We start from the raw sequence: 24,665 nt of genomic DNA, 5'->3' as shown, positions 1-24,665 counted from the left end.
CCAAATGTACCGGCAAGGCGTGTTGCAATGCAACAACGTTACGCGGATGTTTCTGTCATCGCAATCCCGCAACTCCCCGGAGCACGAGCATCAGGGTGTTCACCAGCTCCCCGGCGTCGACCGGCTTGACGAGGTGGCGCGAGAACCCGGCGGCAGCCGTCGCGCGCCGGTCCTCCTTGGAGCCGTGTGCGGACAGCGCGACGGCGGGAATGTGCCGGGCGGCGGGCGTCGCGCGCAGCTCGCGCGCCAAGTCCAGGCCGCTGCCGCCCCCCGGCAGGTTGAGGTCCGACAGCAGCAGGTCGAAGTCCGCGGCGCGCACCTGCGGCAGCGCCTCGTCGTAGCGGCCGCAGGTCCTCACCTCGGCGCCCGACGCCCGCAGCATGGTGCCGATGGCCGCGGCGATGTCGGCCTCGTCCTCGACGAACAGGATGCGCCGGCCCTGCAGGGGCGCGCCCTGCGTCGCGGAGGAGGGCGGCGCGGCCGGCGTGGCGGCCGCCACGACGCGCCGCACCGGCAGCTCGACCTCGAAGACCGCGCCGCGCCCGGACCCGTCGCTGCGCGCGCGGATCTCCCCGCCCAGCTGCTCGACGATGCTGCGCGTGATCGCCAGCCCCAGTCCCAGCCCGCGGTGGCCCGGCGCGCCCTGGCTGCCCTGATGGAAGGGCTCGAAGATCAGCGCCAGCTCCTGCGGCTCGATGCCGCGCCCCCGGTCGATGACGCGCAGCCGCAGCCGCTCCCCCGCCACCTCGGCCTCGACGCACACGCGCCCGCCGTCGGGGCTGGCGTGCACGGCGTTGCTGATCAGGTTCCACACCACCTGCTCGAAGCGCACCGCGTCGGTCTCCATCGTCACGCCGCCCCCGGTGTCGAGGCGCAGCTCGAGCGCGATGCCGCGCTGCGCGGCGGCCGGACGCACGATGTCGGCCGCCTTGGCGATCAGCGCCTGCGGCTCGGCCGGCGCGAGGTCCAGCCGCAGCTTGCCGCTGAGGATGCGCGAGATGTCGAGCAGGTCGTCGATCAGCCGCGCCTGCGTCCTGACGTTGTGCTCGATGCGGTCCAGCGCGAGCCGCTGCGTGGCGGCGTCGAGGCCGCCGCGGCCGAGCACCTGCACCCAGCTCTGCGTCGCCTGCAGCGGCGTGCGCAGCTCGTGCGAGACCTTGGCGAGGAACTGGTCCTTCATCCGGTTGGCGGCCTCGGCCTCGGCGCGCGCCTGCTCGGCCAGCGCGGTGGCGCGGCTGAGCTCCACGGTGCGCTCCTCGACCCGGCGCTCGAGCGCGTCGCGGGCGCGGCGCAGTTCCTCCTCGACCGCGCGGCGTGTCTGCACCTCGGCCTCCAGCGCCTCCTTCGCGGCGCGCAGCTGCGCCACCGTCGGCAGCGCCAGGGCTTTCGGGATCAGGAAGACCAGGGCCACCGCGGTCAGCACCGAGACGGCGGCGGTGAGCGCCTTCACGGTACCGGAGAACCAGTAGTCGGGGTTCCACACCGTCCAGATGCCGAGCAGGTGCGTGAAGCCGCAGCCGACGATGAACAGTGCGAAGAGCACGAACATCCAGTGGAAGGGCAGGTCCTCGCGCTTGCGCACGAAGTGCAGCAGCGTGACGGGAATGGAGACGTAGGCCAGGCCGATCAGGCCGTCGCTGAGCACGTGCAGCCACAGCAGGCCCGGGATCCAGGTGAAGCAGAAGCCGTGCGGCAGGAACTGCGCGTCGACGTTGCGCTCGGCCCAGAAGCTCGCGGCGAGCAGTCCGGCGGTGAGGGTGGCCACGGCGGTGGCGAGCTGATGGGTGCGGAGTCTGCTCATCGGGGTACTGCCTGATGCCGTCGGTGGAGGGCCTCGCGGCCGGGGACGGGGCCTGCCGCCCCGCTATTGTGGTGCCGGCGCCGCCGCGCCCGGCCTCGGGCTGCGGTAGGTCCACCACGGCAGCTCGCGCCGCAGCGACAGCACCTCGCCGCCATGGTCCGGGGCGTAGCCGGGGATGGAGGCGAGCGTGCGGGTCCATTCCGGCGAGGCCAGCACCTCGCGCAGCTGCCGCACTTCCGGATGCTCGATCGTGCCGGCCAGCCCGACGAGGAAGTAGCGCTCGCGCGCCAGCGGCACGAAGTCGAGGCCGCGACGGCGCGCGGCCGCCTCGATGCCGAAGGCCGCGTCGGCGCGGCCCGCGGCGACCGCCTCGGCCACGCCCTCGTGCGAGGGCTCGGTGTGCTGCAGCCCGCCGGGGCCCGCGGCGTCGAGGCCCTGCGCGGCGAGCAGCTCCTCGAGCACGACGCGCGTGCCGCTGCCCTGCGGCCGGGCCGCGAAGCGCAGGCCGGGCTGCAGCAGCTCGGCCAGACCCTGCAGGCGCCGCGGATTGCCGGGCGGCACGATCAGCCCCTGCGTGCGCTGCGCGAAGCCGATCAGCTTGTGGCGCCCGGGCTTGAGCAGCGGCCGGTACACGCGCGCGGTGGGCGAGCGCGCTGGCGCGTCGGTGAGGGCGTGGAAGCCGGCGAGCAGGCAGCGGCCCTGGTTGAGCGAGTGCAGCGCGTCGACGCTGCCGGTGAAGCCGATGTCGAGGTGCAGGTTCGCGGCGCGCAGCGCCAGCGCGCGCAGCTGCGGCAGCGCGTCGTCGTGGCTCGCGAGCATCGGCACGACGCCGGCGCTGTCGTCGAAGGCCACCGCGAAGGCGCGCTGCAGCTCGCTGCGCAGCGCCTCGATCTGCGGCGCGAGCCGCGCGCGCGCGCCGCGCTCGGCCCACAGCAGCTTCTCGCCGAAGGGCGACAGCAGCGCCGCCTGGCCCTTGTTCCACAGCACGAGCGGATGGCCGAGCTGTTCCTCCCAACGCCTGAGCTCGCCCCAGGCGTGGCGGTAGGACAGGCCGAGCGCGCGCGCCGCGCCCGAGATCGAGCCGTGCTCGCGCACCGCGTCGAGCAGGCGCATCAGCGGGTGGTGCAGCTCGGGCGAGGGGCCGTCGGACTCGGGGCCGAGCGAGTAGCTGAGGTGGATCCTATGCATGAGTCTTCATATCGCCGGAATGGCCCGCGCCGCCTAGCATAGCGGCCGGTTGCAGTTCCCCGTCTCCCGATGAATCCCTTCCTCGAAAGCCTGCTTGCGGCCGGCGCGCTGCTCGTGTCGCAGGACGCACGGCTCTGGCAGATCGTCGGCCTGTCGCTCGCGGTGAGCGCCACGGCCTGCGTGCTCGGCAGCGTGCTGGGCCTGCTCGCGGGAGCCTTCCTCGCGGTCGCGCGCTTTCCCGGCCGGCGCGCGGTGCTGGTGCTGCTCAACACCTGCCTCGCGCTGCCGCCGGTGGTGGTCGGCCTCGTGATCTACCTGCTGCTGTCGCGCGCCGGGCCGCTGGGCTCCTTCGGGCTGCTGTTCACGCCCGGCGCGATGGTGATCGCGCAGACGGTGCTGGTGCTGCCGATCGTCGCGGCGCTGTCGCGCCAGACGCTGGAGGACGCGCTGCGCGACCACGGCGAGCAGCTGCGCTCGCTCGGCGCGGGGCGGCTGCTGTCGGCGCTGGTGGTGGCCTGGGACGAGCGCATGGCGCTGCTGACGCTCGCGCTCGCGGCCTTCGGCCGCGCGGTGTCCGAGGTCGGCGCGGTGATGATCGTCGGCGGCAACATCGACGGCGTCACGCGCGTGATGACGACCGCGATCGCGCTGGAGACCAGCAAGGGCGACCTGCCGCTCGCGCTCGCGCTCGGCCTGGTGCTGCTCGGCGTCGTGCTGCTGCTCAACGCGGGCGTCGCGCTGCTGCGCGGCCGCGGCGAGCGCAGCGACAGGGTGATGGCATGAGCGCGTCGCCGGGCCGCCCCAGGACGCGCGAAGTCCCGCTTGGCGGGACCGCGCACAGCGCGAGGGTGCACCAATGAGCGCGCGGCCGATGCATGCGGTGGCCGCGCCCGCGGTGACTGTCGCGCCGGGCGCGCTGCCACTGCTGCGCCTCCACGGCGCTGGCGTGCGCTTCGGCGCGCGCCAGGCGCTAGAGGACGTGAGCTTCACGCTGCACGCCGGCGAGCGCGTGATGCTCGTCGGTGCCAACGGCAGCGGCAAGAGCACGCTGCTGCGCCTCGTGCACGGGCTGATCGCGCCGGGCAGCGGCCGGCGCGAGATCCTGCGCGAGGGGCTGGCGCGCCGCCAGGCGATGGTGTTCCAGCGGCCCTACATGCTGCGCCTGTCGGCACGCGCCAACATCGAGCTCGGCCTGTGGCTCGCCGGCGTGCCGCGGCGCGAGCGGCGCGGGCTCGCGCTCGCCGCGCTCGAGCGCGTGGGCCTCGTCGCGGAGGCCGAGGTGCCGGGCCGCGCGCTGTCGGGCGGGCAGCAGCAGCGCCTCGCGCTCGCGCGGGCCTGGGCGCTCAAGCCCGAGCTGCTGCTGCTCGACGAGCCGACCGCGAGTCTCGACCCGAGCGCCAAGCGCGAGGTCGAGGCGCTGATCGAGGAGTTCGCCGCCGCCGGCATGACGCTGCTGATGAGCTCGCACAACCTCGGCCAGGTCAAGCGGCTCGGCACCCGGGTGCTCTACCTCGAGCACGGCCGCGTGCTCGCCGACGCCGACACCGATCGCTTCTTTCACGGCCCGCTGCCGCGCGAGGCCGAACTGTTCCTCAAGGGAGAGCTTCCATGGCAATGACCCCGATGCCGCGCCGCCGGCTGATCGGCGCGGCCGCCCTCGCGCTGTCCGCGTTCGTCGCGGTGCCCGCCGTGCAGGCGCAGGGTCGCTTCATCACGGTGGCGTCCACCACCTCGACCGAGCAGTCCGGGCTCTTCGGCCACCTGCTGCCCGAGTTCAGGAAGGCCAGCGGCATCGAGGTGCGGGTGGTGGCGCTCGGCACAGGGCAGGCGCTGGACATGGCGCGCCGCGGCGACGCCGACGTGGTGATGGTGCACGACCCGGCGGCCGAGGAGAAGTTCGTCGCCGAGGGCTTCGGGCTGCCGCGGCGCCCGGTCATGTACAACGACTTCGTCGTCGTCGGGCCGAAGTCCGACCCGGCCGGCGCGAAGGGCACGGACGTGGCCGAGGCGCTCAGGAGGATCGCCGCCTCGCCGGCCGCGTTCGTGTCGCGCGGCGACAAGAGCGGCACGCACGCCGCCGAGCTGCGCTACTGGAAGGCCGCCGGCGTCGAGGCGCCCCCCGGCAAGGTGGGCGGCTACAAGGAGTGCGGCTGCGGCATGGGCCCGGCGCTCAACATCGCGTCCTCGGCCGATGCCTACACGCTCGCCGACCGCGGCACCTGGCTGTCGTTCAGGAACCGCGGCAAGCTCGCGGTGCTGGTCGAGGGCGACAAGAGGCTCTTCAACCCCTACGGCGTGATCGTCGTGAGCCCGGCCAGGCATCCCCACGTGAAGCGCGAGGCCGCGCAGGCCTTCGCCGACTGGCTCGTCTCCCCGGCGGGCCAGGCCGCGATCGCGAGCTACCGGATCGGCGGCGAGCAGCTGTTCTTCCCGAACGCGCAGGCCGCGAAGTAAGAAGGCGCGCGGCGCGCCACCGAGGGTTTTTCCTCCCCGCCGCGGACGCCGCACTGGCCCGCGACTTGCACCATTCGGCGCTCTTGTGCGGGAGTGGAGCATGTTGACCCTGTCTGTGCGGCCGCTGGCGAGGGCGGTCGTCATCGCCGGCTGCGGCCTGGTCCTGGCGTCGGGCGCGCGCGCGGCCGATCCCCGGGAAGCCGACCCGCTGCGCTCGCTGCAGTGGCCCGAGTTGAAGCGCGAGTTCTTCGGCGCGGCGCGCGTGGTCTTCGACGATCGCGTCGTCGTGCGTGCGCCGGCCTTCGCCGAGGACCCGATGAACGTGCCGGTGAGCGTCGACGCGGCGGGTCTCGCCGACATCGAGCGCATCGTCGTGCTGGTGGACCGCAACCCGATCCGCAAGGTGCTCGAGTTCGAGCCGCTGCAGGCGCGGCCGATGATCGCCTTCCGCTTCAAGCTCGAGCAGGCCTCGCCGGTGCGTGCCGCGGCGCGCACCCGCGACGGCGTCTGGCATGTCGGCACCGCGCAGGTCGATTCCGCCGGCGGCGGCTGCACCGTGCCGGGCGTCACGCGCAAGGACGGCAGCTGGGACCGCACGCTCGGGCAGGTCAGCGCCCGGCTGTTCGCGTCGCCGTCGTCCTCGCCCGCGTCCGCGGCGCAGCTCTCGCCGGTGGCCGCCGCGGGTGCCAACGCGGCGCTGCGCATGGAGGGCGGCGCGAGGCTGCGCGTGCGCGTGATGCACCCGATGGACACCGGCCTCGTCGGCGGCATCCCGGCCTTCTTCATCAACCGCCTGAGCCTGCGCGAGGCCTCGGGCGCCGAGCTGCTGCGCCTGGCGACCTTCGAGCCGGTCAGCGAGAACCCGGTGTTCTCGTTCGAGCTGAACCGCGCGCCGCGCGAGGCGCTGACGCTCTCGGGCAGCGACAACAACGGCAACCGCATCCGCAGCAGGATCGAACCATGAAGCGCCACCGCCCGCTCCGATCCGGCCTCGCCGCGCTGCTGCTCGGCGCCGCGCTGTGCGCTGGACTGCCGGCGGCCGAGTCCCGCGCCGCGCCCCCCGACGCCGCGACGCTCGACTACCGGCTCGCCGCGCGCGAGCTCGCGCCCGGCGTCTTCGTCGTCGAGGGCGCCAACGACGACTTCAGCCCCGCCAACGGCTGCAACATCATCAACACCGGCTTCATCGTGACGGACGCCGGCGTGCTCGTGGTCAACACCGGCCCGTCGCGCCGCTACGGCGAGCAGCTGCGCGCGCTCGTCGAGCGCACCGCGGGCAAGCCCGTCGCGCAGGTGCTGCACCTGAACCTGCACCCCGACTACTTCCTCGGCAACCAGGCCTTCGCCGACGTGCCGCGCCTGGCCACCGCCGCCACCGCCTCCGGCATGGCCGCCGAGGCCAAGGCCTACGAGGACAACCTCTACCGCATGTGCGGCGACTGGATGCGCGGCACCGAGGCGCTGCTGCCCGACCGCACCGTGCAGCCCGGGCGCCTCGTGCTCGGCGGGCGCGAGTTCGAGCTGCGCGAGTACGAGGGCCACACCGCGTCGGACCTGGTGCTCGTCGACCGCGCGAGCGGCGTCGTGTTCGCCGGCGGCCTGGTCTTCGCCGACCGCATCCCGACCACGCCGCACGCGCGCATCGAGCCCTGGCTGAAGAGCCTCGACGCGCTCGGCGCGCTGCCCTTCCGCGCGATGGTGCCGAGCCACGGCCCGGTGGTGCACGACGCGCGCGGCATCGGGCAGACGCGGGCCTACCTGCGCTGGCTCGACGAGAGCTTCCGGTCCGCCGCCGAGCAGGGCTGGGACATGGCCGAGCTGCTCGCGCAGCCGATCCCGCCGGAGTTCCGCGACTGGGCGGCGCTGCGCACCGAGTACGTCCGCAACGTCGCGCACCTCTACCCGCGCTACGAGCAGCGCGCGCTGGGCAAAGGCCGCTGAGCCGCGGCACTGTTCGAGCCTGTAGCAGTGCCGGTCCCGCGAGGCCGGGCTGCTACAGCACGCAACACCGGAACTGCTCCATCGGCGCCCCGTGCCGGTTACGGAAGATGGCATGGAGCTTGCGCCAAGGGCCCCCGTCGGGTCGCGGCCACCGTTGCGCCGGTCCGTCGTGTTCAACAAGAGGAGACATGCATGCGACTTCAACTTCTGTCCGTCCTGGTCAGCACCGCGTTCGCCACGATGGCGGCCCAGGCCGCCGGCGTCACCGACGCGATGATCAGGAATGACGCCCAGACCACCGGCGACGTGCTGAGCTGGGGCATCGGCACCCAGGGTCAGCGCTACTCGCCGCTCAAGCAGCTCAACACCTCCACCGTCAGCAAGCTCACGCCGGTATGGGCCTTCTCCTTCGGCGGCGAGAAGCAGCGCGGCCAGGAGTCGCAGCCGCTGATCCACAACGGCAAGATGTTCGTCACCGGCTCCTACTCGCGCATCTACGCGCTCGACGCCACCACCGGCAAGAAGCTGTGGAAGTACGAGCACCGCCTGCCCGAGGGCATCATGCCCTGCTGCGACGTGATCAACCGCGGCGCCGCGCTGTACGACAACCTGGTGATCTTCGGCACGCTCGACGCGCAGCTCGTCGCGCTCGACCAGAACACCGGTGACGTGGTCTGGAAGGAGAAGGTCGACGACTACGCCGCCGGCTACTCGATGAGCGCCGCGCCGCTGATCGTCGACGGCCTGCTGCTGACCGGCGTGTCCGGCGGCGAGTTCGGGGTGCTCGGCCGCGTCGAGGCACGCAACGCCAAGACCGGCGCGCTGGTCTGGTCGCGCCCGACCGTCGAGGGCCACATGGGCTACACCTACGACGCCGACGGCAACAAGAAGGAAGCCGGCATCTCCGGCACGACCAACAAGACCTGGCCGGGCGACCTGTGGAAGACCGGCGGCTCGGCCACCTGGCTCGGCGGCACCTACGATCCGAAGACGGGCCTGGCCTACTTCGGCACCGGCAACCCGGCGCCTTGGAACAGCCACCTGCGCAAGGGCGACAACCTCTACTCCAGCTCCACCGTCGCGCTCGACGTCAAGACGGGCCAGATCAAGTGGCACTACCAGAACACGCCCAACGACGGCTGGGACTATGACGGCGTCAACGAGTTCGTCACCTTCGACATGAACGGCCGCCGCGTCGGCGCCAAGGCCGACCGCAACGGCTTCTTCTACGTCAACGACGCGAAGACCGGCGAGCTGCTCAACGCCTTCCCCTTCGTCAAGAAGATCACCTGGGCCAGCGGCGTCGACCTGAAGACCGGCCGTCCGAACTTCGTGCCCGAGAACCGCCCCGGCGACCCGACCGCCGGCGCCGACGGCAAGAAGGGCAGCTCGGTGTTCGCCGCGCCCGGCTTCCTCGGCGGCAAGAACCAGCAGCCGATGGCCTACAGCCCCGACACGGGCCTGTTCTACGTGCCGGCCAACGAGTGGGGCATGGAGATCTGGAACGAGCCGGTCACCTACAAGAAGGGCGCGGCCTACCTGGGCGCCGGCTTCACGATCAAGGCGCTCAACGAGGACTACATCGGCTCGCTGCGCGCGATCGATCCGAAGACCGGCAAGATCGCCTGGGAGATCAAGAACAACGCGCCGCTGTGGGGCGGGGTGCTGACCACCGCCGGCAACCTGGTGTTCTGGGGCACGCCCGAGGGCTACCTGAAGGCCGCCGACGCCAAGACCGGCAAGGTCGTGTGGCAGTTCCAGACCGGCTCGGGCGTCGTGGCGCCCCCGGTGACCTGGGAGCAGGGCGGCGAGCAGTACGTCTCGGTGGTCTCCGGCTGGGGCGGCGCGGTGCCGCTGTGGGGCGGCGACGTGGCCAGCCGCGTGAACTACCTCGAGCAGGGCGGCATGGTCTGGGTGTTCAAGCTGCCGAAGGCCGGCAGCACCACCACCGCGACCGTCAAGCCGGCGAAGACCGCCGCGGCTCAGCCCGCGGTGAAGGTCGCAGCCAACTGATCCGAAGTTGCTGGGGAAGGCGGCCGTGCACTGGCGCGGCTGCCGGGAAATGCCGCTCCGGGGGGAGCGGCATTTTTTTTGCATTGTCGTGGCGACCCCCGAGGAAGAGGGAAACAAGGAGACAGGATGATCCGGAAGTTGCACACCCTGGCCCTGCTGACGGGCCTGTACTGCGCCGGCGCGGCGCTCGCGCCGGCCGTGGCGAGCGAGCGGCCCTTCGTGCTTGGCGGGCACGCGCTGCAGGAGGACGACGACGAGCGCGTCTGGGAGGCGTCGACGCGGCTGGAGGGCCGCGGCGGATTCAAGGCGCTCGACGTCGAGTTGGAATACGCCTTCGAGCCGAACCTGTCGGTCGAGTTCGGCTGGGCGCGCCGCCTCGGCGACGAGGCACGCGAGAGCGAGCTGGAGGTCGGCGTGCGCCGCGTCTGGCGCGACCCGGCCCGCCACGGCCTGGGCGTGGCCTTCTCGCTCGAGGTCGAGGTCGAGGCCGAGCGCGAGACCGAGCCCGGCGAGCGCGGCGGCTGGCGCTACGGCGCGACGACGCTGTCGATGCCGCTGAGCTGGCAGTGGGAGCGCGCGGGCCTGTGGACGCACCTGACGCTCGGCGCGCAGCACGAGCGCGACGAGGGCACGCGGCCGCTGGCCGTGCTCGGGCTGCAGCAGCCGATCACGCGCCAGCTCGAGGCCTTCGGCGAGTGGGGCGCGGTGCGCGAGCGCGAGGGCGTGCTGCACGCCGGCGTGCGCTGGTGGCTCAAGCGCGAGAAGCTCGCGCTCGACCTGTCGGTGCTGCGCCGCCGCGACGGCGCCGAGCGGCCCGAGTCGCTGCTGCTCGGGCTGTCGGTGTTCGACCTGTCCTTCTGAGGCGGCCGGGCGGCCTCAGCCGCCCGTGCGCGCCAGCCCCATGCGCTCGACCGCGAGCCGTTCCTGCCGGTAGGCCTCGCGCATCGCGCGCCCGTACTCCTCCGGGCCGAGGTAGGCGAGCTCCTGGTCGTACTTGCGCAGCTCGGCCAGGTGGACGGGGTCGTGCATCGCGGCCTTGAAGGCCTGGTGCAGCCGCTCGACCACCGCCGGGCTCATGCCGCGAGGCCCGCCCAGGCCGTAGGGCGACATCGCGACGATGCCGTGGCCGAGCTCCCTGAGCGTCGGCACCTCGGGCCAGCGCCGCGCGCGCTGCTCGCCGAAGGTGACGAGCAGCCGCAGCTGGCCGCTGTCCACGAAGGGCGCGAAGCCGTTGGAGTTGATGCCGACCATCAGCTGCCCCGACGCGACCGCGACCATCTGCTCGGCGGTGCCCTTGTAGGGCACGTGCACCCAGTCGAGGCCGCGGCGGCGCATCAGCTCGTCCATCACCACGTGCGGCGTGGTGCCGATGCCGTTGGTGCCGACCATCAGCTGCCCGGGATGGCGGCGTGCCCACTCGAAGAGCTCGTCGAAGTGGCGGAAGGGGCTGGCGGCGGGCACCACCACGCCGAAGGTCACGCCCGAGAGCTGCAGGATCGGCGTCACGTCGCGCACCGGGTCCCACAGCACCTTGTGCGTCCACGGCGCGCGGAACACCGGCTGCGGGATCTGCGCGATCGTGTAGCCGTCGGGCGCCGCCTGCTGCAGCACCGGCATCGCCATCGTGCCGCCGGCGCCGGCGCGGTTCTCGACGACCACGTTCTGGCCGAGCTCGCGCGATGCGGCCTGCGCGAGCAGCCGCATCGTCAGGTCGGTGGCGCCGCCGGCCGGCCAGGGCACCAGCAGCGTGATCGGCCGGTTCGGGAATCCTCCCGCCGGAGCCTGGCCCTGCGCCGGGCCGACGGTGGCGAAGGCGGTGCTGCCGATGCAGCCCACCGCGGCGGCGAGCAGCCGCCGCCGCGTCAGGCCGGGCGGGTTCGGCAGGCAGGAGGTGTCGGCGCGGGCGGGGTCGTCGCCCGGAAGGGGGGTCAGTCGTGTTGCCATGACAGCAGTTCCATCGTGAGGGTGCCTCCGCGAAGGAAGGCGGAGTTGGCGGGTTCCTCGCGCTCGAGCTTCACCAGCCCGGGGCCCGGGCAGTACCACTCGCGCGTGACGAGCGGCAGGTCGCGCCAGCCGCTCACCGGGTCGGCGTAGAGCCGCAGCTGCGCCTGGCCGCGCACGCGCAGGCAGCCCTGCCAGCGCCCGGCCGGCACTTCCACCGCCTCGTCGACGGCCTCGATCGCGTAGTGCATCGGGATCGACGGGTGGCTGTGGCGCAGCTCGGGCGGGAAGCCCTGCGTGCGGCGCAGCAGGTAGGCGGTGGTCGGCGTCTGCCACTGCGTGCCGACCGCGTAGGGGCGGCGCAGCACGGTGCGCGCCGGCGCATCCGGCTTCGGCTCGGCCTCGAGGTCGCTCTTGCTCGCGACGCGGCGGATGCCCTCGCCGTCGCTGCGCAGCCAGTAGTCCACGCCGTCGTCGCTGCGGCGGCGGAAGGCCGGCTGGCCGTCGAGCGGCTCCGCGGGCAGCGAGCGCAGCGTCAGCGTGTGGCGCTCCGCCGCGCCGTCGGCCGTCTCGGTGCGCACCGCGTAGGTCCAGACGTGGCCGGCGTCGAGCGGGAACAGCTCGCGCCCGCCGTCGCGCGTGCCGCAGCCCGCGGCGAGCACAGCGGCCAGCGCGGCGGCCGGCAGCCCCGTGGCGCGAAGCGGCGGCGCGCGGCGCATCACTTCTCCGGCAGCTGCGGCACCGGCAGGTCGCGCAGCTTGACGTTCTGCTCGTCGGCGCCCGGACGCAGCCACGACAGGCCCTTCGGGCCGGGCTTCGGCTCGGCGGTCCCCAGCTGGCTGATGCCCTGGCGCGCCTTCTTCATCGACTCGTTGAGCAGCGCGTGCAGCTCGCGCGTGTAGGGCAGCCGGTGCGCGCGCGGCTCGGCGGCGGGGCGGCCGTTCTCGATCGCGTTGACCCAGAGCGTGAGCGAGCCGGCGCCCTTGGCCGAGGGCTCCTCGACCACCAGCGCGAGCAGCACGAAGCGCTCCGGCAGCGGCGCCTGCGCGGGCCATCCGGCCACCGACGCGAGCGTGTGCTCGGCGACGAAGTAGAGCCCCGTGACCGCGAGCACCAGCGCCCCCTTGGCCCAGGCCGGCCAGCGCGAGAACGCGAGCGCGAGCCCGCACAGGAAGAAGGCCGCGACGAAGAGCCACGGCAGCCAGGAGAGCCCGCTGCCGGCGCTCATTGCATCCGCTCCACCAGCGTCTTCGGCAGCGTGTTGACGTCGGTGACGCCGCCCGCGGCATCGATGCTGAAGCGCACCAGCGTCGCCTCGTCGCCCTTGCGGGGCAGCGTCTTCGTGCCGTAGTAGACGACCTCGGCGCGCGGGTTGACCTTCACCACCGAGACGGTGGCCTCGACCGGCTGGCCGTCCCGGGTCTCGTAGTAGTGCAGGTTCACCGTGTACTCGCCGGGCGCGAAGCCGCGGATCGTCACCACCTCCTGGTTCAGCGGGTTCACCACCTGCTGCCCGTTGATGACGATCGTGTCGTTCGACAGCCCGCGGTCGTCGCGGTCGAGGTGCATCATGCCGGCCTCGCGCGAGCGGAACCACACGGTGTTGCCGGCGGGGTCCTGCACCCAGGTGTCGATGTCGTTCGGGTTCATGTCGGGCCAGCTCGCGGTGATGATGAATTCGGCCTTCGCGTCGATCACGCCGGTCTTGGCCTTCGGGTTCATCGCGACGAAGGCGATCGCGAACAGCATCACGAAGGCGAGCAGCGTGTTGAACAGCAGGTCCGAGAACGGGTCGATCTCGTCGTGGCGGCGGCGGCGCAGCAGGGCCATCGCTCAGCACTCCCGCCGGCAGTCCATCTCAGCGCTGCGCCGCAGCGGACTGCAGGATGCCGGCGACGACGCGGTCGGCCATGCGGTCGAGCAGCATCAGCTGCAGCCCGAGCCACAGGTTGGCGACCAGGCCGGCGAGCGTCGTGTAGAGCGCGATCGCCATGCCGCGCGTCATCTGCTGCAGCAGCGCCTGGATCTGCTCGATCTCGAAGCCGGGCGTGTCGGCGATCTGCATCGCCATCACGATGAAGCCGACCACGGTGCCGAGCAGCCCGAGCTTGATCGCCGCGGACGCGAACCACCATGCGGTCTCGTGGGGCCCGTGCGCGCGCTCGGACAGCAGCTCGGCGCACTGCGGCAGGCCGGCCCGGCGGTCGGCGAGGTAGGCGCAGGCCCAGGCGCCGCCGGGCAGCGACTCCTGCCACAGCCGCCACGCGCGCCGCCCGCACCACAGCGTCAGCACCGCGGCGAGCACCGCGATGCCGATGCTGATGCCGCTCGGGTCGCCCTCGACCAGGCGCCGCCACCAGCCGGCCTGCCGCATCCACCAGGCCGCGAACAGCGCGACGCCGGCGGCGAGCGCCCAGGCCCAGAACAGCGTCTCGGCCGGATCCGGGGCGCGCCGCGCCTGCGGCAGCCACGCGCGCCGCGGCAGGCTCACGAGCCGCCCCCGCCGCGCTTGGCCAGCCCGCCGAAGCCGCGCTGCGGGTCGTAGCCGGCGCAGGCGACGACGAAGAACGCGAGCGCGCAGCCGAGCACGATCCAGGGCGCCCAGCCGGGGTCCTTGCCGTACATCGCGAAGCGGATCCACTCGACCGCGTGCGTGAACGGGTTGAAGCGCGCCGCCTCGTAGACCCAGCGCGCGCCCGACTCCTCGAGCTTCCACAGCGGATAGAGCGCGGTGGACAGGAAGTACATCGGGAAGATGACGAAGTTCATCGTGCCGGCGAAGTTCTCGAGCTGCTTCACGTAGACCGACAGCAGCAGGCCGAGCGCGCCGAGCATCACCGCGGCGCAGACGGTGGCGAGCAGCGTCATCGGCAGCGTCGGCGACCAGATCGGCAGCTCGGTGCCCAGCAGCAGCGCGACGAGCACGAAGGCCGAGGCCTGCAGCAGCGACAGCACCGCGGTCGCGGCGAGCTTGGCGAACAGCAGCCAGGGGCGCGGCAGCGGCGCGGTCAGCAGCAGCCGCATCAGCCCCATCTCGCGGTCGTAGACCATCGCGAGCGAGGACTGCATGCCGTTGAACAGCAGCACCATGCCGACGAGGCCCGGCACGATGTAGACGTCGTAGGGGATGTAGGTGTCGTAGGGCTCGACGATCGAGACGCCGAAGACGTTGCGGAAACCCGCGGCGAACACCGCGAGCCACAGCACCGGCCGCACCAGCGCCGACACGAGCCGGCCGTACTGGCGCGAGAACTTCAGCAGCTCGCGCTGCACCACCGCCCACAGCGCGCGCAGCAGGTGCGCGGGGCCCAGGCCCGGCGCGGGCTCGGCGGCCGGGGCCGTCGCGGCGGGCGCGGCGGGCGCGGCAGCCACCGCTTCCGCCAGGCCGGCGCCGCTGCGCATCTCGCTCGTCTTGCTCATCTCCGCTCCTTGCCGGCGCGCGCGCTCATGCGCCCGTCCTGCACAGCTTCTCCGGCGCGTCGGCGCCGAGCGTGTCGAGCACATTGCTCGGGTGCAGCAGGCCCTCGACCGGGGCGCTGCCGACGACGCCCTGGCCGTCGCTGAGCAGCAGCGGCTGGCGCAGCTGCCGGTCCCAGGCGCGGAAGCTCAGCCGCGTGCCCTTGAAGCCGTCGAGCGTGAAGTCGGGCGCGGTCCAGCCCGCCGGTGCCCACGGGCCCGAGGGCTTGGCGACCGCCGCCTGCACCACCGCCTTGGTCGCCATCCACGCCGCCCAGTCCTCGCCGGTCATCGGCCGCTTGGCATGGCGCGCGAAGCGCCGCGCGAGCTGCGGCGCGCCGAAGCGCTCGAAGTTCGGTGCCCACGCGAGCGCGAACAGGCCCGCGTCGCCGACCACCGGGCGCGGCAGCGCGGTGCGGTAGGGCAGGCCGCGCGCGAACTCGCCGTCGGTGTCCACCACCCAGACCACGTCGTGGTCCGCGCCGCCGGTCAGCAGCAGCGGGTTGGCGAGATCGCGCTCGCGCGGGTCGGCCGACAGCTTGAAGGGCCGCCTGGCGACGGTCTTCAGCCCGTAGCGCTTGAGCGAGAGCTCGACGCTCGCGAGCCGCTGCGCGTCCGCCGGGCGCGGCCCGTGCAGCAGCAGCACGCGGCTCCACTTGCGGGCCACCAGGTGCTGGGCGAGCGCGTCGCTGCGCATGCGCTCGCTCGGCAGCGTGTGCAAGAGGTTCGGGCGGCACTGCTGCTGGCGCAGCGCGTCGGCGCTCTCGCCGAGGTTGAACACCGCGAGCTTCACCGCGCCGGCGGCGGCGAGCAGCGCGTCGGCCGGCAGCTCGGCGAGCAGCGCCGCGGCGCCGGCCTTCTCGAGCTTCTGCGCCGCGGCGCGCGCCTCGTCCGGCGTGCGCACCTCGATCACTTCGAGCTTCGGCTGCAGCTTCGCGGCCTCGAGCTCGAACTGCGCCTCGCGCAGCGCCACCTCGACCCCCTGCTGCGCCGGGCCGGTCGGGTGACCGGGATAGGCGAGCTCGGCGCGCGGGCTGGCGAGGCGCTCGTCGTCGGCGCGCACGAGCAGGCCGATCGTCAGCGGCGCGGCCTGCGCGGTGCCGCACGCAGCCAGCACGAACGCCGCCGCGCACCGCAGGGGCGTGCGGGGACTCATCGGACGTCTGGCTCGTCGAGGATCACGGTGTGCGGCACGCGACCGACCGGGATCGTCTTGAGCGCCTTCGCGTTCGCGGCGTCCACGATCGTCATGTCGTCCGACAGGCCGTTGGTGACGTACAGGCGCGAGCCGTCGCGCGAGACGGCGACGTTCCAGGCCCGCTTGCCCACCAGCACCTGCTGCGTCGGCTTCTTGCTCGCGACATCGACGAAGGCGACATGGTTGGCCCGCCCCAGGCCCACGTAGGCCGTCTTGCCGTCCGGCGACAGCGCCAGCCCCACCGGCGAGATGTCGTCGGCGCGCATGCCCTTGAGCTCGAACCTGATCGTGTGCGTGACCGCGAGATCCTTGGTCGAGATGACACTCACGCTCGACGCCAGCTCGCTCGTGACCCACAGCTCCTGCCCGTCGGGGGTGATGACGAAGCGGCGCGGGCGCTTCGGCACCGGGATGTTCTTGACGACCTGCTTCGTCGCTGCGTCCACCACGTGGACCATGTTGGCGACCTCGGAGGTGACGTAGATGCGCTTTCCGTCGGGCGAGACCTTCACGCCCTCGGGCTCCTCGCCGACCTTGACCGCGCCGATGCGCTTCTTCGTCGCGACGTCGACGATGCCGAGCTCGCCGTCCTCCTCGTTGGAGACGTAGAGCGTCTTGCCGTCCGGGGACAGGTCGAACAGCTCCGGGTCCTCGCCCAGCGGCACGCGGCCGACCGACTTGCGCGTGGCGAGGTCGATCAGGTCGGCCTGGCCGGAGTCGCTGCAGGCCACCATCAGCAGCCGCGGCGAGCCGGGCGTGAACTGCATGTGGCGCGGGCGCTTGCAGGTCGGGATGGTGCCGACCACGGCCATCGTCTTCGGGTCGACGATGGTCAGCGCATGGTCCTTCTCGCTGGACACGTAGGCGAGGCCGGTGGCGGCCTGCGCGGCGGAGGCCAGCAGCGCCAGCGCGAGGCCGGAGGCCGCCAGCAGGGCGGGGAGGGGGCGTCGGTACTTCATGTTCGTCTCCTTCGTTGCTTCTGTTGTTTCGGCAGCCGGGGCGACGCGAGGGCCGCTGCCGTACGGCGCCGCCTCGCGCGGCGCCGGTGCGCGCGCTACCCGGTCGCGCGCACGAAAGCCTCCTCGAGCGTGCCGCCGCCGAGCGCGGCGGCGACCGCCGCGGGCGCGCCGTCGGCGAGCAGCCGGCCGCGGTGCAGCACCAGCACCCGGTCGGCCTGCTCGGCCTCCTCGACCAGGTGCGTGGCCCACAGCACCGTTGCACTGCGCTCGGCGACGTCCTCGCGCAGCGCGGCGAGCAGGTCGCGGCGCGACTTCGGGTCGAGCCCGACGGTGGCCTCGTCCATCAGCAGCAGCGAGGGGCGGTGCAGCGAGGCGCGGATCAGCTCGACCTTGCGGCGGTTGCCGCCCGAGAGCTCGCGCACCGGGCGGTCGAGGTCGGCGTCGAGCCCGATGCGCTTGGCGTCCGTCGCGATGCGCTCGCGCGCGAGGCTGCCGGGCAGGCCCTGCAGCGCCGCCTGGAAGGCGAGGTTGCGGCGCACCGACAGGTCGAGGTCGAGCGACATCTGCTGGAACACCACGCCGAGCTTGGCGAGCGCCGCGCGCGGCTGGCGCCGCAGGTCGAAGCCGGCGATCGCGATGCGGCCGGCGTCCGGCGCGAACAGGCCGGTGAGCAACTGGAACAGCGTCGACTTGCCGGCGCCGTTGGGGCCGAGCAGCGCGACGAAGCGGCCCGCGGGCAGCTCGAGGTCGAGCGCCGCGAGCGCGGTGCGCTCGCCGTAGCGTTTGGTGAGTCCCTGGATGCTCAGCATGGCGGGGATTGTGGACTCGCCTCGTCGCCGTGCAGCCGAGAGTTTTCATCAGTGCGGAACACGAGTCCCGCCTGGCGCGAGGTGCGCGGCACGAAGGTCAGCGGCTGAGCCACCGGAGCGCGGCTGCGCGCCTGCGCGAGGACGCGGTCGACGAGCGCCCGGTCCGGGCTCTTCGGGCACACCGGGTCGGTTGCCGCGGCATCCCCGGTGAGCAGGAAGGCCTGGCAGCGGCAGCCGCCGAAGTCCCGTCCGCGCTCGTCGCAGGAGCGGCAGGTGGGCGACATCCAGTCGTCGCCGCGGTAGCGCCGGAAGGCCGGGCTGTCGTACCAGATGTCCCTGACCGCCATCTCCCGCACCGACGGGAACTCGAGCCCGGGCAGCATGCGCGCGCTGTGGCAGGGAAGCGCCAGCCCGTCGGGCGCGACCACCATGAACACCGAGCCCCAGCCGTTCATGCAGGCCTTGGGCTTGGCGTCGACGTAGTCGGGCGAGACCCAGAAGATGCGCATGCGGCCGGCGAGCCGTTCGCGGTGGTGGTCGACGATCGCCTCCGCGTCGGCGAGGTCCTCGGCCGTCGGCATCAGCGCGTCGCGGTTGAGCCAGCCCCAGCCGTAGTACTGCGTGTTGGCGAGCTCGAGGAACTCCGCGCCCATCGCCTCGGCCATCGCGATGATGCGGCCGACGTGCGGCAGGTTGAAGCGGTGCATCACGCAGTTGAGCACCATCGGGTAGCCGAGGTCCTTGATGATGCGCGCGACCCTGGACTTCAGCTCGAAGGTGCGGGTGGAGGACAGGAAGTCGTTGAGCTCGCGGCTCGAGTCCTGGAAGGAGAGCTGGATGTGGTCGAGCCCGGCGTCCTTCAGCGCCCTCGCGCGCGCCTCGCTCAGACCGATCCCGGAGGTGATCAGGTTGACGTAGTAGCCGAGCTTGTGCGCGTGCGCGACGATCTCCTCCAGGTCATCGCGCAGCAGCGGCTCGCCGCCCGAGAGGCCGAGCTGCACGGCGCCGGCGGCGCGGCCCTGCTCGAGCACGCGCAGCCACTCGGCGGTGGAGAGCTCCTCGCGGTGGCGCTGGTAGTCCACCGGGTTGGAGCAGAAGGCGCAGTGCAGCGGGCAGCGGTAGGTCAGCTCCGCGAGCAGCCACAGCGGCGGGCCGGGGCGCGGCGCGGCGGGCGAGGCCGGCGCCTCAGACGATCCAGCCGCGCCCATGGGCGTCACCCAGGAAGTCGCACACGTCGCCGCGCAGCTCGCTCTCGCCGAAGGCCTGCTCCAGCTCGGCCACGAGCGCGTCGATGCTGCGCGTGCCGTCGCAGCGCCGCAGGATCTCGGCGGCCGGCGCGTTCAGCCGCACCAGACCCTCGGGGTAGAGCAGCACCCAGCAGTCCTGCGCCGGCTCGAACTGCAGCCGGTACAGCGGCGCGATCCGCGGCGTCGAGGCGGCCGACAGCGGCACGGGAAGGGCACCGCTCATGGCCGCAGCTCCTCGGGGAGGTCGTCGGGGTAGGCGCGCTCGATCGCGTCGAGCATCGTCCACAGGATGTCGAGCTTGAAGCCGAGGATCTGCAGCGCGCGCTCCTGGCGCGCGCGGCTGCGGCACCAGCCGCGCGCGATCTCGAGGCCGTGCTCGACGTCGCGGCTGGCCAGCGGGATGCGGCTGCGGAAGTAGCTCAGGCCCTCGGGCTCGATCCACGGGTAGTGCGAGGGCCAGCCCTTGAGCCGGTCGGCATGGATCTTCGGCGCGAACAGCTCGGTCAGCGACGAGATCGCGCCCTCCTGCCACGGCGCCTGGCGCGCGAAGTTCACGTAGGCGTCGACCGCGAAGCGCACGCCGGGCAGTACGTGCTTCTGCGACCACAGGTCCTCCCGCGACAGGCCGCAGGCGATGCCCAGCCGCGTCCACGACTCGATGCCGCCGGCGTTCGCGCCCTGGTGGTCGCCCGTGCCGTCGTGGTCGTGGATGCGCGCGATCCAGCGCCGGCGCACCTCGCGGTCCGGGCAGTTGGCCATGATCGCGGCGTCCTTGATCGGGATGCAGCGCTGGTAGTAGAAGCGGTTGGCGACCCAGCCGCGCACCTGGAAGGGCTGCAGCTCGCCGCGGTTGAGCCGCAGGTTGAAGGGGTGGTGGATGTGGTAGCGCGCTTCCATCGCGCGCAGCCGCGCCTCGAACTCGTCCTCGCTCCAGGGCTCGAGGCGCTTGACCTCGGCGGGGATCTCGGGCCAGGTGATGCTCACAGTTCGATCTCCATGCCGTCGTAGGCGACTTCGATGCCGTGGCGCGCCAGCTCGCGCCGCTGCGCGCTGTGCTCGTCGAGGATCGGGTTGCTGTTGTTGATGTGGATGAGCACCTTGCGGCGCGCATCGGTGCGGTCGAGCGCGGCGATCATGCCCTCGTCGCCGTGGGCCGAGCCGCTCTGCGGCAGGTGCCCCATCTCGGCGGCGCGCTTGGTGCCGAGGCCCGCGGCGAGCATCTCGTCCTCGGTCCAGAAGGTGCCGTCCACCATCAGGCAGTCGGCCTCGCGCATCCACGCGAGCTCGCTGTCGCCGACCTCGCCGAGGCCGGGCGCGTAGAACAGGCGCTGGCCGGTGGCGAGGTCCTCGACGTGCAGCGCGATGTTGTCGCCCACCGTGGGGTCGTGCCGGTGCGGCGAGTAGGGCGGCGCCTTGCCGGGGATCGCCACCGCCGTGAAGCGCAGCGACGCGAAGCCCTCGACGCGGAAGCTCGCCTGGCGCTGCTGGCCGGCCACCGGCAGCAGGTGCCACTGCACGCCGCAGTAGTGCTGCAGCACCGGCAGCAGCGGCAGCCCGGTGGTCAGGTCCTCGAACACGCAGGGCGTCGCGTAGAGCTGCAGCGGCGGGCCCTCGCGCAGGCTCAAGAGGCCGGTGACGTGGTCGATCTGCGCGTCCATCAGCACGATCGCGCGGATCGGCGTGTGGCGGCGGGGGCCGTCGGGCGCGCTGCAGGCTTGCAGCGCGGGATGGCTGCGGATCTGCTGCGCGATGTCGGGCGAGGCGTTGAGCAGCACCCAGTCGCGCCCGTCGGACGAGACGGCGATCGAGCTCTGCGTGCGCGCCCGCCCGTTCACCGTGCCGCGGCGCAGCCCGCCGCACAGCGCGCAGTTGCAGTTCCATTGCGGGAAGCCGCCGCCGGCTCCCGAGCCGAGCACGAGCACCTTCATGCGCGTCCTCGGCGATGATTCTGAGATGGGGAAAGCGGCCCTGCCGCGACGGTCGCCGCGTGGCACCGGGAGATCTGGAATGTGTCGCGCATGCGTGTCCGAAGCGTCAGGGCCGACCCGGTCATCGAGGCGTCAGCGCGCGGCGATGTACATCGTGATCTCGAAGCCGAAGCGCAGGTCCTGGTACTGGGGCTTGGTCCATTTCATGTTTGTCTCCTTGGTTGAAAGAGTCCGGGCGGAAGGCTGGCTTCGTCGCTGGATCCGTCCGCTGCGAACGGGCACATTTCTGCAAGACCCATGCCGTATGTCAAAGCGTCTTCCCCGGCCCTGCCGGCATTCGGGAACACCCGCAGATCCGGGCGCCCCTTCGCATCCCGTCGCCCCGCTCTGCCTGTCAGCGCTGGAGCAGGCGGCGGCGACACCTCGTCACAGTGCTGGGGCAGGGTGTTCCAGCGCATGACAACATCGCTCAAGCCTGGCACAGGGTTTTCTCTAGGGGCGGTGCTGCGGGCCGGGCTGGCCGCGGTGCTGCTGGCCGGCGGCGGGAATGTGGCGGCGGATGTCCGGGCCACTGGGGCCACTGGGGCCCTCGGGGCGACCGGGGCGACCGGGGCGACCGGGGCGGGCGCCGCTTCCCCGTCAACGCCCGCCTGCACGGGGCCGGCGCTGCCCTGGGCGGAGCTCGCGCCCGGGGTCTGGCTGGTGCCGGGCGAGGGCGGCGAGCCGGCGCCCGGCAACGGCGGCCGGGTCGCGAACCTGGTGGTGGTGCGGCAGGGCGCGCGCGTCTGGCTGCTCGGCTCCGGCCCCACGCCGGCGGCCGGCGCGGCGCTCGCCTGCGAGGTGCGCCGCCGCCTCGGGCGGCCGGTGAGCGACGTGGTCAATCCCCGGGCGCAGCCGGAGCTGGTGCTGGGCAACGCCGCCTTTCCCGGCGCGCGGCTGTGGGCGGCCGAGCCGGTGGCGAGGGCGATGCGGCGGCACTGCCCGGCGTGCGTCGAGGCGCTGGCGCAGCGCATCGGTCCTGCCGGGGCCGCGCTCGACGAGCGCGCGGTGCGGCTGCCGCAGCGGCTGCTGCGGGGCAGCGCCGGGCGACTCGGCCCCTTCGACTGGCGGCTGCTGCCGCGCGGCGGGCGCTCGCCGACGCTCGTGCTGCGCCATCGCGCGAGCGGCCTGTGGATCGCGCACGGCCTGCTGTGGGCCGGCGCGGTGCCGGAACTGCGCGACGCCGAGCTCGCCCCGCTGCGCGAGGGCACGCGCGCGCTGCTCGCGCTCGTCGGGCCGGCCGGCGTGGTGGGGGAGCAGGGCGGGCCGGCGGGCGCCGCGGCGCTGCGCGAGCATCTCGCCTACTGGGAGGCGCTCGACGCGAAGGTGCGGGCGGCGGTCGAGCGCGGCGCGCTGGAGTCGGCGGCGTCCGACGCGCTGGCGCTGCCGGAGTTCGCGCATCTCCCGCACTACGCCGAGCGGCATCCGCTCAACGTGCAGCGCGCCTGGCGCCAAGCCGAGCAGGCCTGGCTCGACGACACGCCACGGCGCTGAGCGGCAGGGCGCAGCGCCCGGCCTGCCGGGTTCAGGCCGCCGGCGGCCGGTTCCAGCGCAGCTTGCGGTAGATCGTGTTGCGGCTGATGCCCAGGCGCTTGGAGGCCTCGGAGATGTTGCCGCCGGCGGCCTCGACCGCCTGGCGGATGGTCTCGATCTCGAGTTCCTCGAGCGTCATGCCCTCGCGCGCGGCGGCGGGTGCCGCGGCGGCGTGCGCAGGAGGGGCGACGCCGAAGGGGGAGGACGGCCCCGCGGGACCCGCGAACGCGCCCGTGAACGCGGCGCCCGGCGCCGAAGGCATCATCGCCGCCACTGCCGGCGCGGCGAGGGCGTCGAGCCGCTGCACGTCCTCCAGGAAGTCGTCCGACAGGTGCGCGCGCGTGATCAGCGGCTCGCCGCCGGCCATCACCGCCGCGGTGCGCAGCACGTTGGCGAGCTGGCGCACGTTGCCGGGCCAGGAGTAGCGCTGGAACATCTGCATCACCTCGGCGCTGACCGCGGGCGGCTGCTCCGGGCATTCGGCGCGCAGGATCTTGTGCACGATGGTCTGCAGGTCGCTGCGCTCGCGCAGCGCCGGCAGCTTCACGACCAGGCCGTTGAGCCGGTAGTAGAGGTCCTCGCGGAAGTCGTTGCTGCTGATCATCTCGCGCAGGTTGCGGTGCGTCGCGCCAACGATCGCGACGTCGACCGCGATCGACTTGCTGCTCCCGAGCGGCGTGACTTGGCGCTCCTGCAGCACGCGCAGCAGCCGCGCCTGCAGCGGCGGCGGCATGTCGCCGATCTCGTCGAGGAAGAGCGTGCCGCCGTTGGCCTGCACGATCTTGCCGACCGCGCCCTTCCTGCGCGCGCCGGTGAAGGCACCGTCCTCGTAGCCGAACAGCTCCGCCTCGATCAGCGACTCGGGGATCGACGCGCAGTTGACCGCGACGAAGGGGTGCGCGCTGCGCTGCGAGTCCTGGTGGATGGCGCGCGCGAGCAGCTCCTTGCCGGTGCCGGTCTCGCCGAGGATCAGGATCGGGATGTCGCGGTTGAGCACGCGGCCGATCTTGGCGATCACCTGCTCCATCTGCGCGTCGCCGGTCTGCAGGTAGCGCAGGCCCGAGGGCCGCTGCCGCTGCTCCGCGGGCAGCGCGGCCGCGCGGGCGACGGTGCCGGCCGGCTCGGGCGCCGGTGCGCGTGCCGCGGAGGGACTCACCGCATGCCACACCGGCCAGTTGAAGCGTGCCTGCGCGTGGAACTTGCGGCCGTTGGCGAGCGACAGCGACAGCGGCACCGACAGCGGCGTGCGGAAGTGGTCCACCAGCGCCGCCACCGAGGTGCCGAACAGCGAGGTGATGCTCTGCATGCGCAGCGCGGCGCTGCTGAGCTGCAGCTGGTCGAGCGCGCTGCGGTTGGCGCCGAGGATGCGGCCCTCGCGGTTGACCGCCAGGATGCCCTCCATCAGCGTGCCGATGAACTCGGCGCGGCTGTGGAAGTGCAGGCGCAGCTCGTTGCGGAAGTCGTCGCTGAGCCAGTGGTTCTCGATCATGCGCGCCGACATCTTCACCAGCCCCATCGTGTGCTGGTGGTAGGAGTGCCGGTCGCCGCTCACGTCCAGCACGCCGAGGATGTTGCCCCTCGGGTCGAGGATCGGCGCGGCCGAGCAGGTCAGGAAGTTGTTGGCGTGCATGAAGTGCTCGTCGGCATGCACGAGCGTGGGCGTCTCCTCGATCAGCGCGGTGCCGATCGCGTTGGTGCCCTTGGACTGCTCGGCCCAGTTGACGCCGGGCGACAGCGCGACCTTCGAGGCGCGCTCGAGGAAGTTGTCCTCGCCGATCGAGTGCAGGATGGTGCCGTTGGCGTCGGTCAGCAGCACCATGCTCTGCGTGCTGACGATCTGCTCGGCCAGCAGCTCCATCACCGGCAGCGCGTGCGTGAACAGCCGCTGGTTCGAGTCGCGCACCGTCAGCATCTCGCCGCGCAGCAGCGGCGCGTGGTCCGGGCGCTCGATGCGGCTGAGGCCGAGCGCGGCGCAGCGCTGGTGGGACTGCTCGATCAGCTGGAGATGGTCCTGCAGGCCGCGCAGCGCCTGCTCGCCGCCGGGCGGCGTTGCGGTCTCCCTGGCGGTCCAGGTGGAGCGCATCGCGGGGGTCGTCGTCGACGTGGGCATCACGTCCTCCATTCTCTGCTGTGTCGCGGGCTGCCGGAGCGGCCCACC

Annotated in this window: 25 protein-coding genes; 8 read left to right on the top strand and 17 right to left on the bottom strand. The window is 72.9% G+C overall.

What is annotated here, in order from left to right:
- Nucleotides 1-55: 55 nt before the first annotated feature.
- Together D3A59_RS08835 and D3A59_RS08830 are read right to left on the bottom strand one after the other, a co-directional pair.
- Nucleotides 56-1,801 carry a hybrid sensor histidine kinase/response regulator gene (locus tag D3A59_RS08835; protein WP_119154546.1) on the bottom strand — a complete coding sequence of 582 codons (1,746 nt, stop codon included), beginning with the start codon at nt 1,799-1,801 and terminating at the stop codon, nt 56-58.
- 63 nt (nt 1,802-1,864) lie between these two features.
- The gene (locus D3A59_RS08830; RefSeq protein ID WP_119154545.1) at nt 1,865-2,989 is read right to left on the bottom strand and encodes a substrate-binding domain-containing protein; all 1,125 of its coding nucleotides are present in this window, start codon (nt 2,987-2,989) and stop codon (nt 1,865-1,867) included.
- 69 nt (nt 2,990-3,058) lie between these two features.
- On the opposite strand from D3A59_RS08830, the gene D3A59_RS08825 reads away from it, so the two are divergent.
- The 7 genes from D3A59_RS08825 to D3A59_RS08795 all read left to right on the top strand — a co-directional run bounded on the left by D3A59_RS08825 (nt 3,059) and on the right by D3A59_RS08795 (nt 10,258).
- Nucleotides 3,059-3,772 (top strand): ABC transporter permease, encoded by a 714-nt coding sequence (locus D3A59_RS08825; RefSeq protein ID WP_119154544.1) that lies wholly within the window; start codon nt 3,059-3,061, stop codon nt 3,770-3,772.
- An 88-nt stretch (nt 3,773-3,860) separates the two neighbouring features.
- Nucleotides 3,861-4,607, top strand: coding sequence for an ABC transporter ATP-binding protein (locus D3A59_RS08820; protein ID WP_419187242.1), 747 nt, complete (start codon nt 3,861-3,863; stop codon nt 4,605-4,607).
- Nucleotides 4,598-5,443, top strand: a complete 846-nt coding sequence (locus tag D3A59_RS08815) for an ABC transporter substrate-binding protein (protein WP_119154542.1) — start codon at nt 4,598-4,600, stop codon at nt 5,441-5,443. The genes D3A59_RS08820 and D3A59_RS08815 overlap by 10 nt, the downstream gene beginning before the upstream one ends.
- A 100-nt stretch (nt 5,444-5,543) precedes the next feature.
- On the top strand, nt 5,544-6,407 hold the full coding sequence (locus D3A59_RS08810) for a quinoprotein dehydrogenase-associated SoxYZ-like carrier (protein ID WP_119154541.1): 864 nt from the start codon (nt 5,544-5,546) through the stop codon (nt 6,405-6,407).
- The gene (locus D3A59_RS08805) at nt 6,404-7,384 is read left to right on the top strand and encodes a quinoprotein relay system zinc metallohydrolase 1 (protein WP_119154540.1); all 981 of its coding nucleotides are present in this window, start codon (nt 6,404-6,406) and stop codon (nt 7,382-7,384) included. Before D3A59_RS08810 ends, D3A59_RS08805 begins: the two co-directional genes overlap by 4 nt.
- Nucleotides 7,385-7,576: 192 nt before the next feature.
- Nucleotides 7,577-9,397, top strand: a complete 1,821-nt coding sequence (locus D3A59_RS08800) for a PQQ-dependent methanol/ethanol family dehydrogenase (RefSeq protein ID WP_119154539.1) — start codon at nt 7,577-7,579, stop codon at nt 9,395-9,397.
- Between the two features lie 126 nt (nt 9,398-9,523).
- A complete protein-coding gene (locus D3A59_RS08795; protein ID WP_119154538.1) occupies nt 9,524-10,258 on the top strand; it encodes a hypothetical protein in 735 nt (244 codons plus the stop codon).
- 15 nt (nt 10,259-10,273) lie between these two features.
- Here D3A59_RS08795 and D3A59_RS08790 read toward each other — a convergent pair whose 3' ends face one another.
- The 14 genes from D3A59_RS08790 to pqqA all read right to left on the bottom strand — a co-directional run bounded on the left by D3A59_RS08790 (nt 10,274) and on the right by pqqA (nt 21,142).
- Entirely contained in the window at nt 10,274-11,341 is a 1,068-nt protein-coding gene (locus D3A59_RS08790; protein WP_119154537.1) for a tripartite tricarboxylate transporter substrate binding protein, read from the bottom strand.
- On the bottom strand, nt 11,326-12,057 hold the full coding sequence (locus D3A59_RS08785) for a hypothetical protein (protein ID WP_119154536.1): 732 nt from the start codon (nt 12,055-12,057) through the stop codon (nt 11,326-11,328). The genes D3A59_RS08790 and D3A59_RS08785 overlap by 16 nt, the downstream gene beginning before the upstream one ends.
- Entirely contained in the window at nt 12,057-12,566 is a 510-nt protein-coding gene (locus D3A59_RS08780) for a hypothetical protein (RefSeq protein WP_119154535.1), read from the bottom strand. Before D3A59_RS08780 ends, D3A59_RS08785 begins: the two co-directional genes overlap by 1 nt.
- Complete coding sequence (locus tag D3A59_RS08775) at nt 12,563-13,168, bottom strand: hypothetical protein (RefSeq protein WP_119154534.1); 606 nt, start codon at nt 13,166-13,168, stop codon at nt 12,563-12,565. Before D3A59_RS08775 ends, D3A59_RS08780 begins: the two co-directional genes overlap by 4 nt.
- Nucleotides 13,169-13,196: 28 nt before the next feature.
- A complete protein-coding gene (locus D3A59_RS08770) occupies nt 13,197-13,829 on the bottom strand; it encodes a MotA/TolQ/ExbB proton channel family protein (protein ID WP_119154533.1) in 633 nt (210 codons plus the stop codon).
- Complete coding sequence (locus tag D3A59_RS08765) at nt 13,826-14,758, bottom strand: ABC transporter permease (RefSeq protein ID WP_240635998.1); 933 nt, start codon at nt 14,756-14,758, stop codon at nt 13,826-13,828. The genes D3A59_RS08770 and D3A59_RS08765 overlap by 4 nt, the downstream gene beginning before the upstream one ends.
- Nucleotides 14,759-14,783: 25 nt before the next feature.
- Nucleotides 14,784-15,950 carry an ABC transporter substrate-binding protein gene (locus D3A59_RS08760; protein WP_119154532.1) on the bottom strand — a complete coding sequence of 389 codons (1,167 nt, stop codon included), beginning with the start codon at nt 15,948-15,950 and terminating at the stop codon, nt 14,784-14,786.
- Nucleotides 15,947-16,951 carry a PQQ-dependent catabolism-associated beta-propeller protein gene (locus D3A59_RS08755; protein WP_119154531.1) on the bottom strand — a complete coding sequence of 335 codons (1,005 nt, stop codon included), beginning with the start codon at nt 16,949-16,951 and terminating at the stop codon, nt 15,947-15,949. The genes D3A59_RS08760 and D3A59_RS08755 overlap by 4 nt, the downstream gene beginning before the upstream one ends.
- Nucleotides 16,952-17,046: 95 nt before the next feature.
- Complete coding sequence (locus tag D3A59_RS08750) at nt 17,047-17,760, bottom strand: ATP-binding cassette domain-containing protein (RefSeq protein ID WP_119154530.1); 714 nt, start codon at nt 17,758-17,760, stop codon at nt 17,047-17,049.
- On the bottom strand, nt 17,754-18,968 hold the full coding sequence (pqqE, locus tag D3A59_RS08745) for a pyrroloquinoline quinone biosynthesis protein PqqE (protein ID WP_119154529.1): 1,215 nt from the start codon (nt 18,966-18,968) through the stop codon (nt 17,754-17,756). The genes D3A59_RS08750 and pqqE overlap by 7 nt, the downstream gene beginning before the upstream one ends.
- Complete coding sequence (pqqD, locus tag D3A59_RS08740; protein ID WP_119154528.1) at nt 18,946-19,230, bottom strand: pyrroloquinoline quinone biosynthesis peptide chaperone PqqD; 285 nt, start codon at nt 19,228-19,230, stop codon at nt 18,946-18,948. The genes pqqE and pqqD overlap by 23 nt, the downstream gene beginning before the upstream one ends.
- The gene (pqqC, locus tag D3A59_RS08735) at nt 19,227-19,985 is read right to left on the bottom strand and encodes a pyrroloquinoline-quinone synthase PqqC (RefSeq protein ID WP_272868064.1); all 759 of its coding nucleotides are present in this window, start codon (nt 19,983-19,985) and stop codon (nt 19,227-19,229) included. Before pqqC ends, pqqD begins: the two co-directional genes overlap by 4 nt.
- A 2-nt stretch (nt 19,986-19,987) precedes the next feature.
- Nucleotides 19,988-20,935 carry a pyrroloquinoline quinone biosynthesis protein PqqB gene (gene pqqB, locus D3A59_RS08730; RefSeq protein WP_119154527.1) on the bottom strand — a complete coding sequence of 316 codons (948 nt, stop codon included), beginning with the start codon at nt 20,933-20,935 and terminating at the stop codon, nt 19,988-19,990.
- A 132-nt stretch (nt 20,936-21,067) separates the two neighbouring features.
- Nucleotides 21,068-21,142, bottom strand: a complete 75-nt coding sequence (gene pqqA, locus D3A59_RS26850) for a pyrroloquinoline quinone precursor peptide PqqA (RefSeq protein WP_119154613.1) — start codon at nt 21,140-21,142, stop codon at nt 21,068-21,070.
- A 249-nt stretch (nt 21,143-21,391) separates the two neighbouring features.
- Here pqqA and D3A59_RS26665 point away from each other — a divergent pair, with 249 nt between their 5' ends.
- Nucleotides 21,392-22,468, top strand: coding sequence for an MBL fold metallo-hydrolase (locus D3A59_RS26665; RefSeq protein WP_157991458.1), 1,077 nt, complete (start codon nt 21,392-21,394; stop codon nt 22,466-22,468).
- Between the two features lie 31 nt (nt 22,469-22,499).
- Here D3A59_RS26665 and D3A59_RS08715 read toward each other — a convergent pair whose 3' ends face one another.
- Entirely contained in the window at nt 22,500-24,617 is a 2,118-nt protein-coding gene (locus tag D3A59_RS08715) for a sigma-54-dependent Fis family transcriptional regulator (protein WP_240635997.1), read from the bottom strand.
- Nucleotides 24,618-24,665: the final 48 nt, after the last annotated feature.

The sequence above is a fragment of the Caldimonas tepidiphila genome (assembly GCF_003569765.1).
Taxonomy (GTDB): domain Bacteria; phylum Pseudomonadota; class Gammaproteobacteria; order Burkholderiales; family Burkholderiaceae_C; genus Caldimonas; species Caldimonas tepidiphila.
The sequence above is the reverse complement of the archived record's forward strand: the minus strand, read 5'-3'. Positions and strand labels throughout refer to the sequence as shown.

What these genes read in the sequence shown, in the direction of transcription:
- D3A59_RS08830 (WP_119154545.1), bottom strand. Translation starts at nt 2,989, where the DNA reads ATGCATAGGATCCACCTCAGCTACTCGCTCGGCCCCGAGTCCGACGGC.
- D3A59_RS08765 (WP_240635998.1), bottom strand. Translation starts at nt 14,758, where the DNA reads ATGAGCAAGACGAGCGAGATGCGCAGCGGCGCCGGCCTGGCGGAAGCG.
- D3A59_RS08790 (WP_119154537.1), bottom strand. Translation starts at nt 11,341, where the DNA reads ATGGCAACACGACTGACCCCCCTTCCGGGCGACGACCCCGCCCGCGCC.
- D3A59_RS08835 (WP_119154546.1), bottom strand. Translation starts at nt 1,801, where the DNA reads ATGAGCAGACTCCGCACCCATCAGCTCGCCACCGCCGTGGCCACCCTC.
- D3A59_RS08825 (WP_119154544.1), top strand. Translation starts at nt 3,059, where the DNA reads ATGAATCCCTTCCTCGAAAGCCTGCTTGCGGCCGGCGCGCTGCTCGTG.
- D3A59_RS08755 (WP_119154531.1), bottom strand. Translation starts at nt 16,951, where the DNA reads ATGAAGTACCGACGCCCCCTCCCCGCCCTGCTGGCGGCCTCCGGCCTC.
- D3A59_RS08750 (WP_119154530.1), bottom strand. Translation starts at nt 17,760, where the DNA reads ATGCTGAGCATCCAGGGACTCACCAAACGCTACGGCGAGCGCACCGCG.
- pqqD (WP_119154528.1), bottom strand. Translation starts at nt 19,230, where the DNA reads ATGAGCGGTGCCCTTCCCGTGCCGCTGTCGGCCGCCTCGACGCCGCGG.
- D3A59_RS08795 (WP_119154538.1), top strand. Translation starts at nt 9,524, where the DNA reads ATGATCCGGAAGTTGCACACCCTGGCCCTGCTGACGGGCCTGTACTGC.
- D3A59_RS08775 (WP_119154534.1), bottom strand. Translation starts at nt 13,168, where the DNA reads ATGGCCCTGCTGCGCCGCCGCCGCCACGACGAGATCGACCCGTTCTCG.
- pqqE (WP_119154529.1), bottom strand. Translation starts at nt 18,968, where the DNA reads ATGGGCGCGGCTGGATCGTCTGAGGCGCCGGCCTCGCCCGCCGCGCCG.
- D3A59_RS08805 (WP_119154540.1), top strand. Translation starts at nt 6,404, where the DNA reads ATGAAGCGCCACCGCCCGCTCCGATCCGGCCTCGCCGCGCTGCTGCTC.
- D3A59_RS08715 (WP_240635997.1), bottom strand. Translation starts at nt 24,617, where the DNA reads ATGCCCACGTCGACGACGACCCCCGCGATGCGCTCCACCTGGACCGCC.
- D3A59_RS08760 (WP_119154532.1), bottom strand. Translation starts at nt 15,950, where the DNA reads ATGAGTCCCCGCACGCCCCTGCGGTGCGCGGCGGCGTTCGTGCTGGCT.
- pqqB (WP_119154527.1), bottom strand. Translation starts at nt 20,935, where the DNA reads ATGAAGGTGCTCGTGCTCGGCTCGGGAGCCGGCGGCGGCTTCCCGCAA.
- D3A59_RS08800 (WP_119154539.1), top strand. Translation starts at nt 7,577, where the DNA reads ATGCGACTTCAACTTCTGTCCGTCCTGGTCAGCACCGCGTTCGCCACG.
- D3A59_RS08780 (WP_119154535.1), bottom strand. Translation starts at nt 12,566, where the DNA reads ATGAGCGCCGGCAGCGGGCTCTCCTGGCTGCCGTGGCTCTTCGTCGCG.
- D3A59_RS08815 (WP_119154542.1), top strand. Translation starts at nt 4,598, where the DNA reads ATGGCAATGACCCCGATGCCGCGCCGCCGGCTGATCGGCGCGGCCGCC.
- D3A59_RS26665 (WP_157991458.1), top strand. Translation starts at nt 21,392, where the DNA reads ATGACAACATCGCTCAAGCCTGGCACAGGGTTTTCTCTAGGGGCGGTG.
- D3A59_RS08810 (WP_119154541.1), top strand. Translation starts at nt 5,544, where the DNA reads ATGTTGACCCTGTCTGTGCGGCCGCTGGCGAGGGCGGTCGTCATCGCC.
- D3A59_RS08785 (WP_119154536.1), bottom strand. Translation starts at nt 12,057, where the DNA reads ATGCGCCGCGCGCCGCCGCTTCGCGCCACGGGGCTGCCGGCCGCCGCG.
- D3A59_RS08820 (WP_419187242.1), top strand. Translation starts at nt 3,861, where the DNA reads ATGCATGCGGTGGCCGCGCCCGCGGTGACTGTCGCGCCGGGCGCGCTG.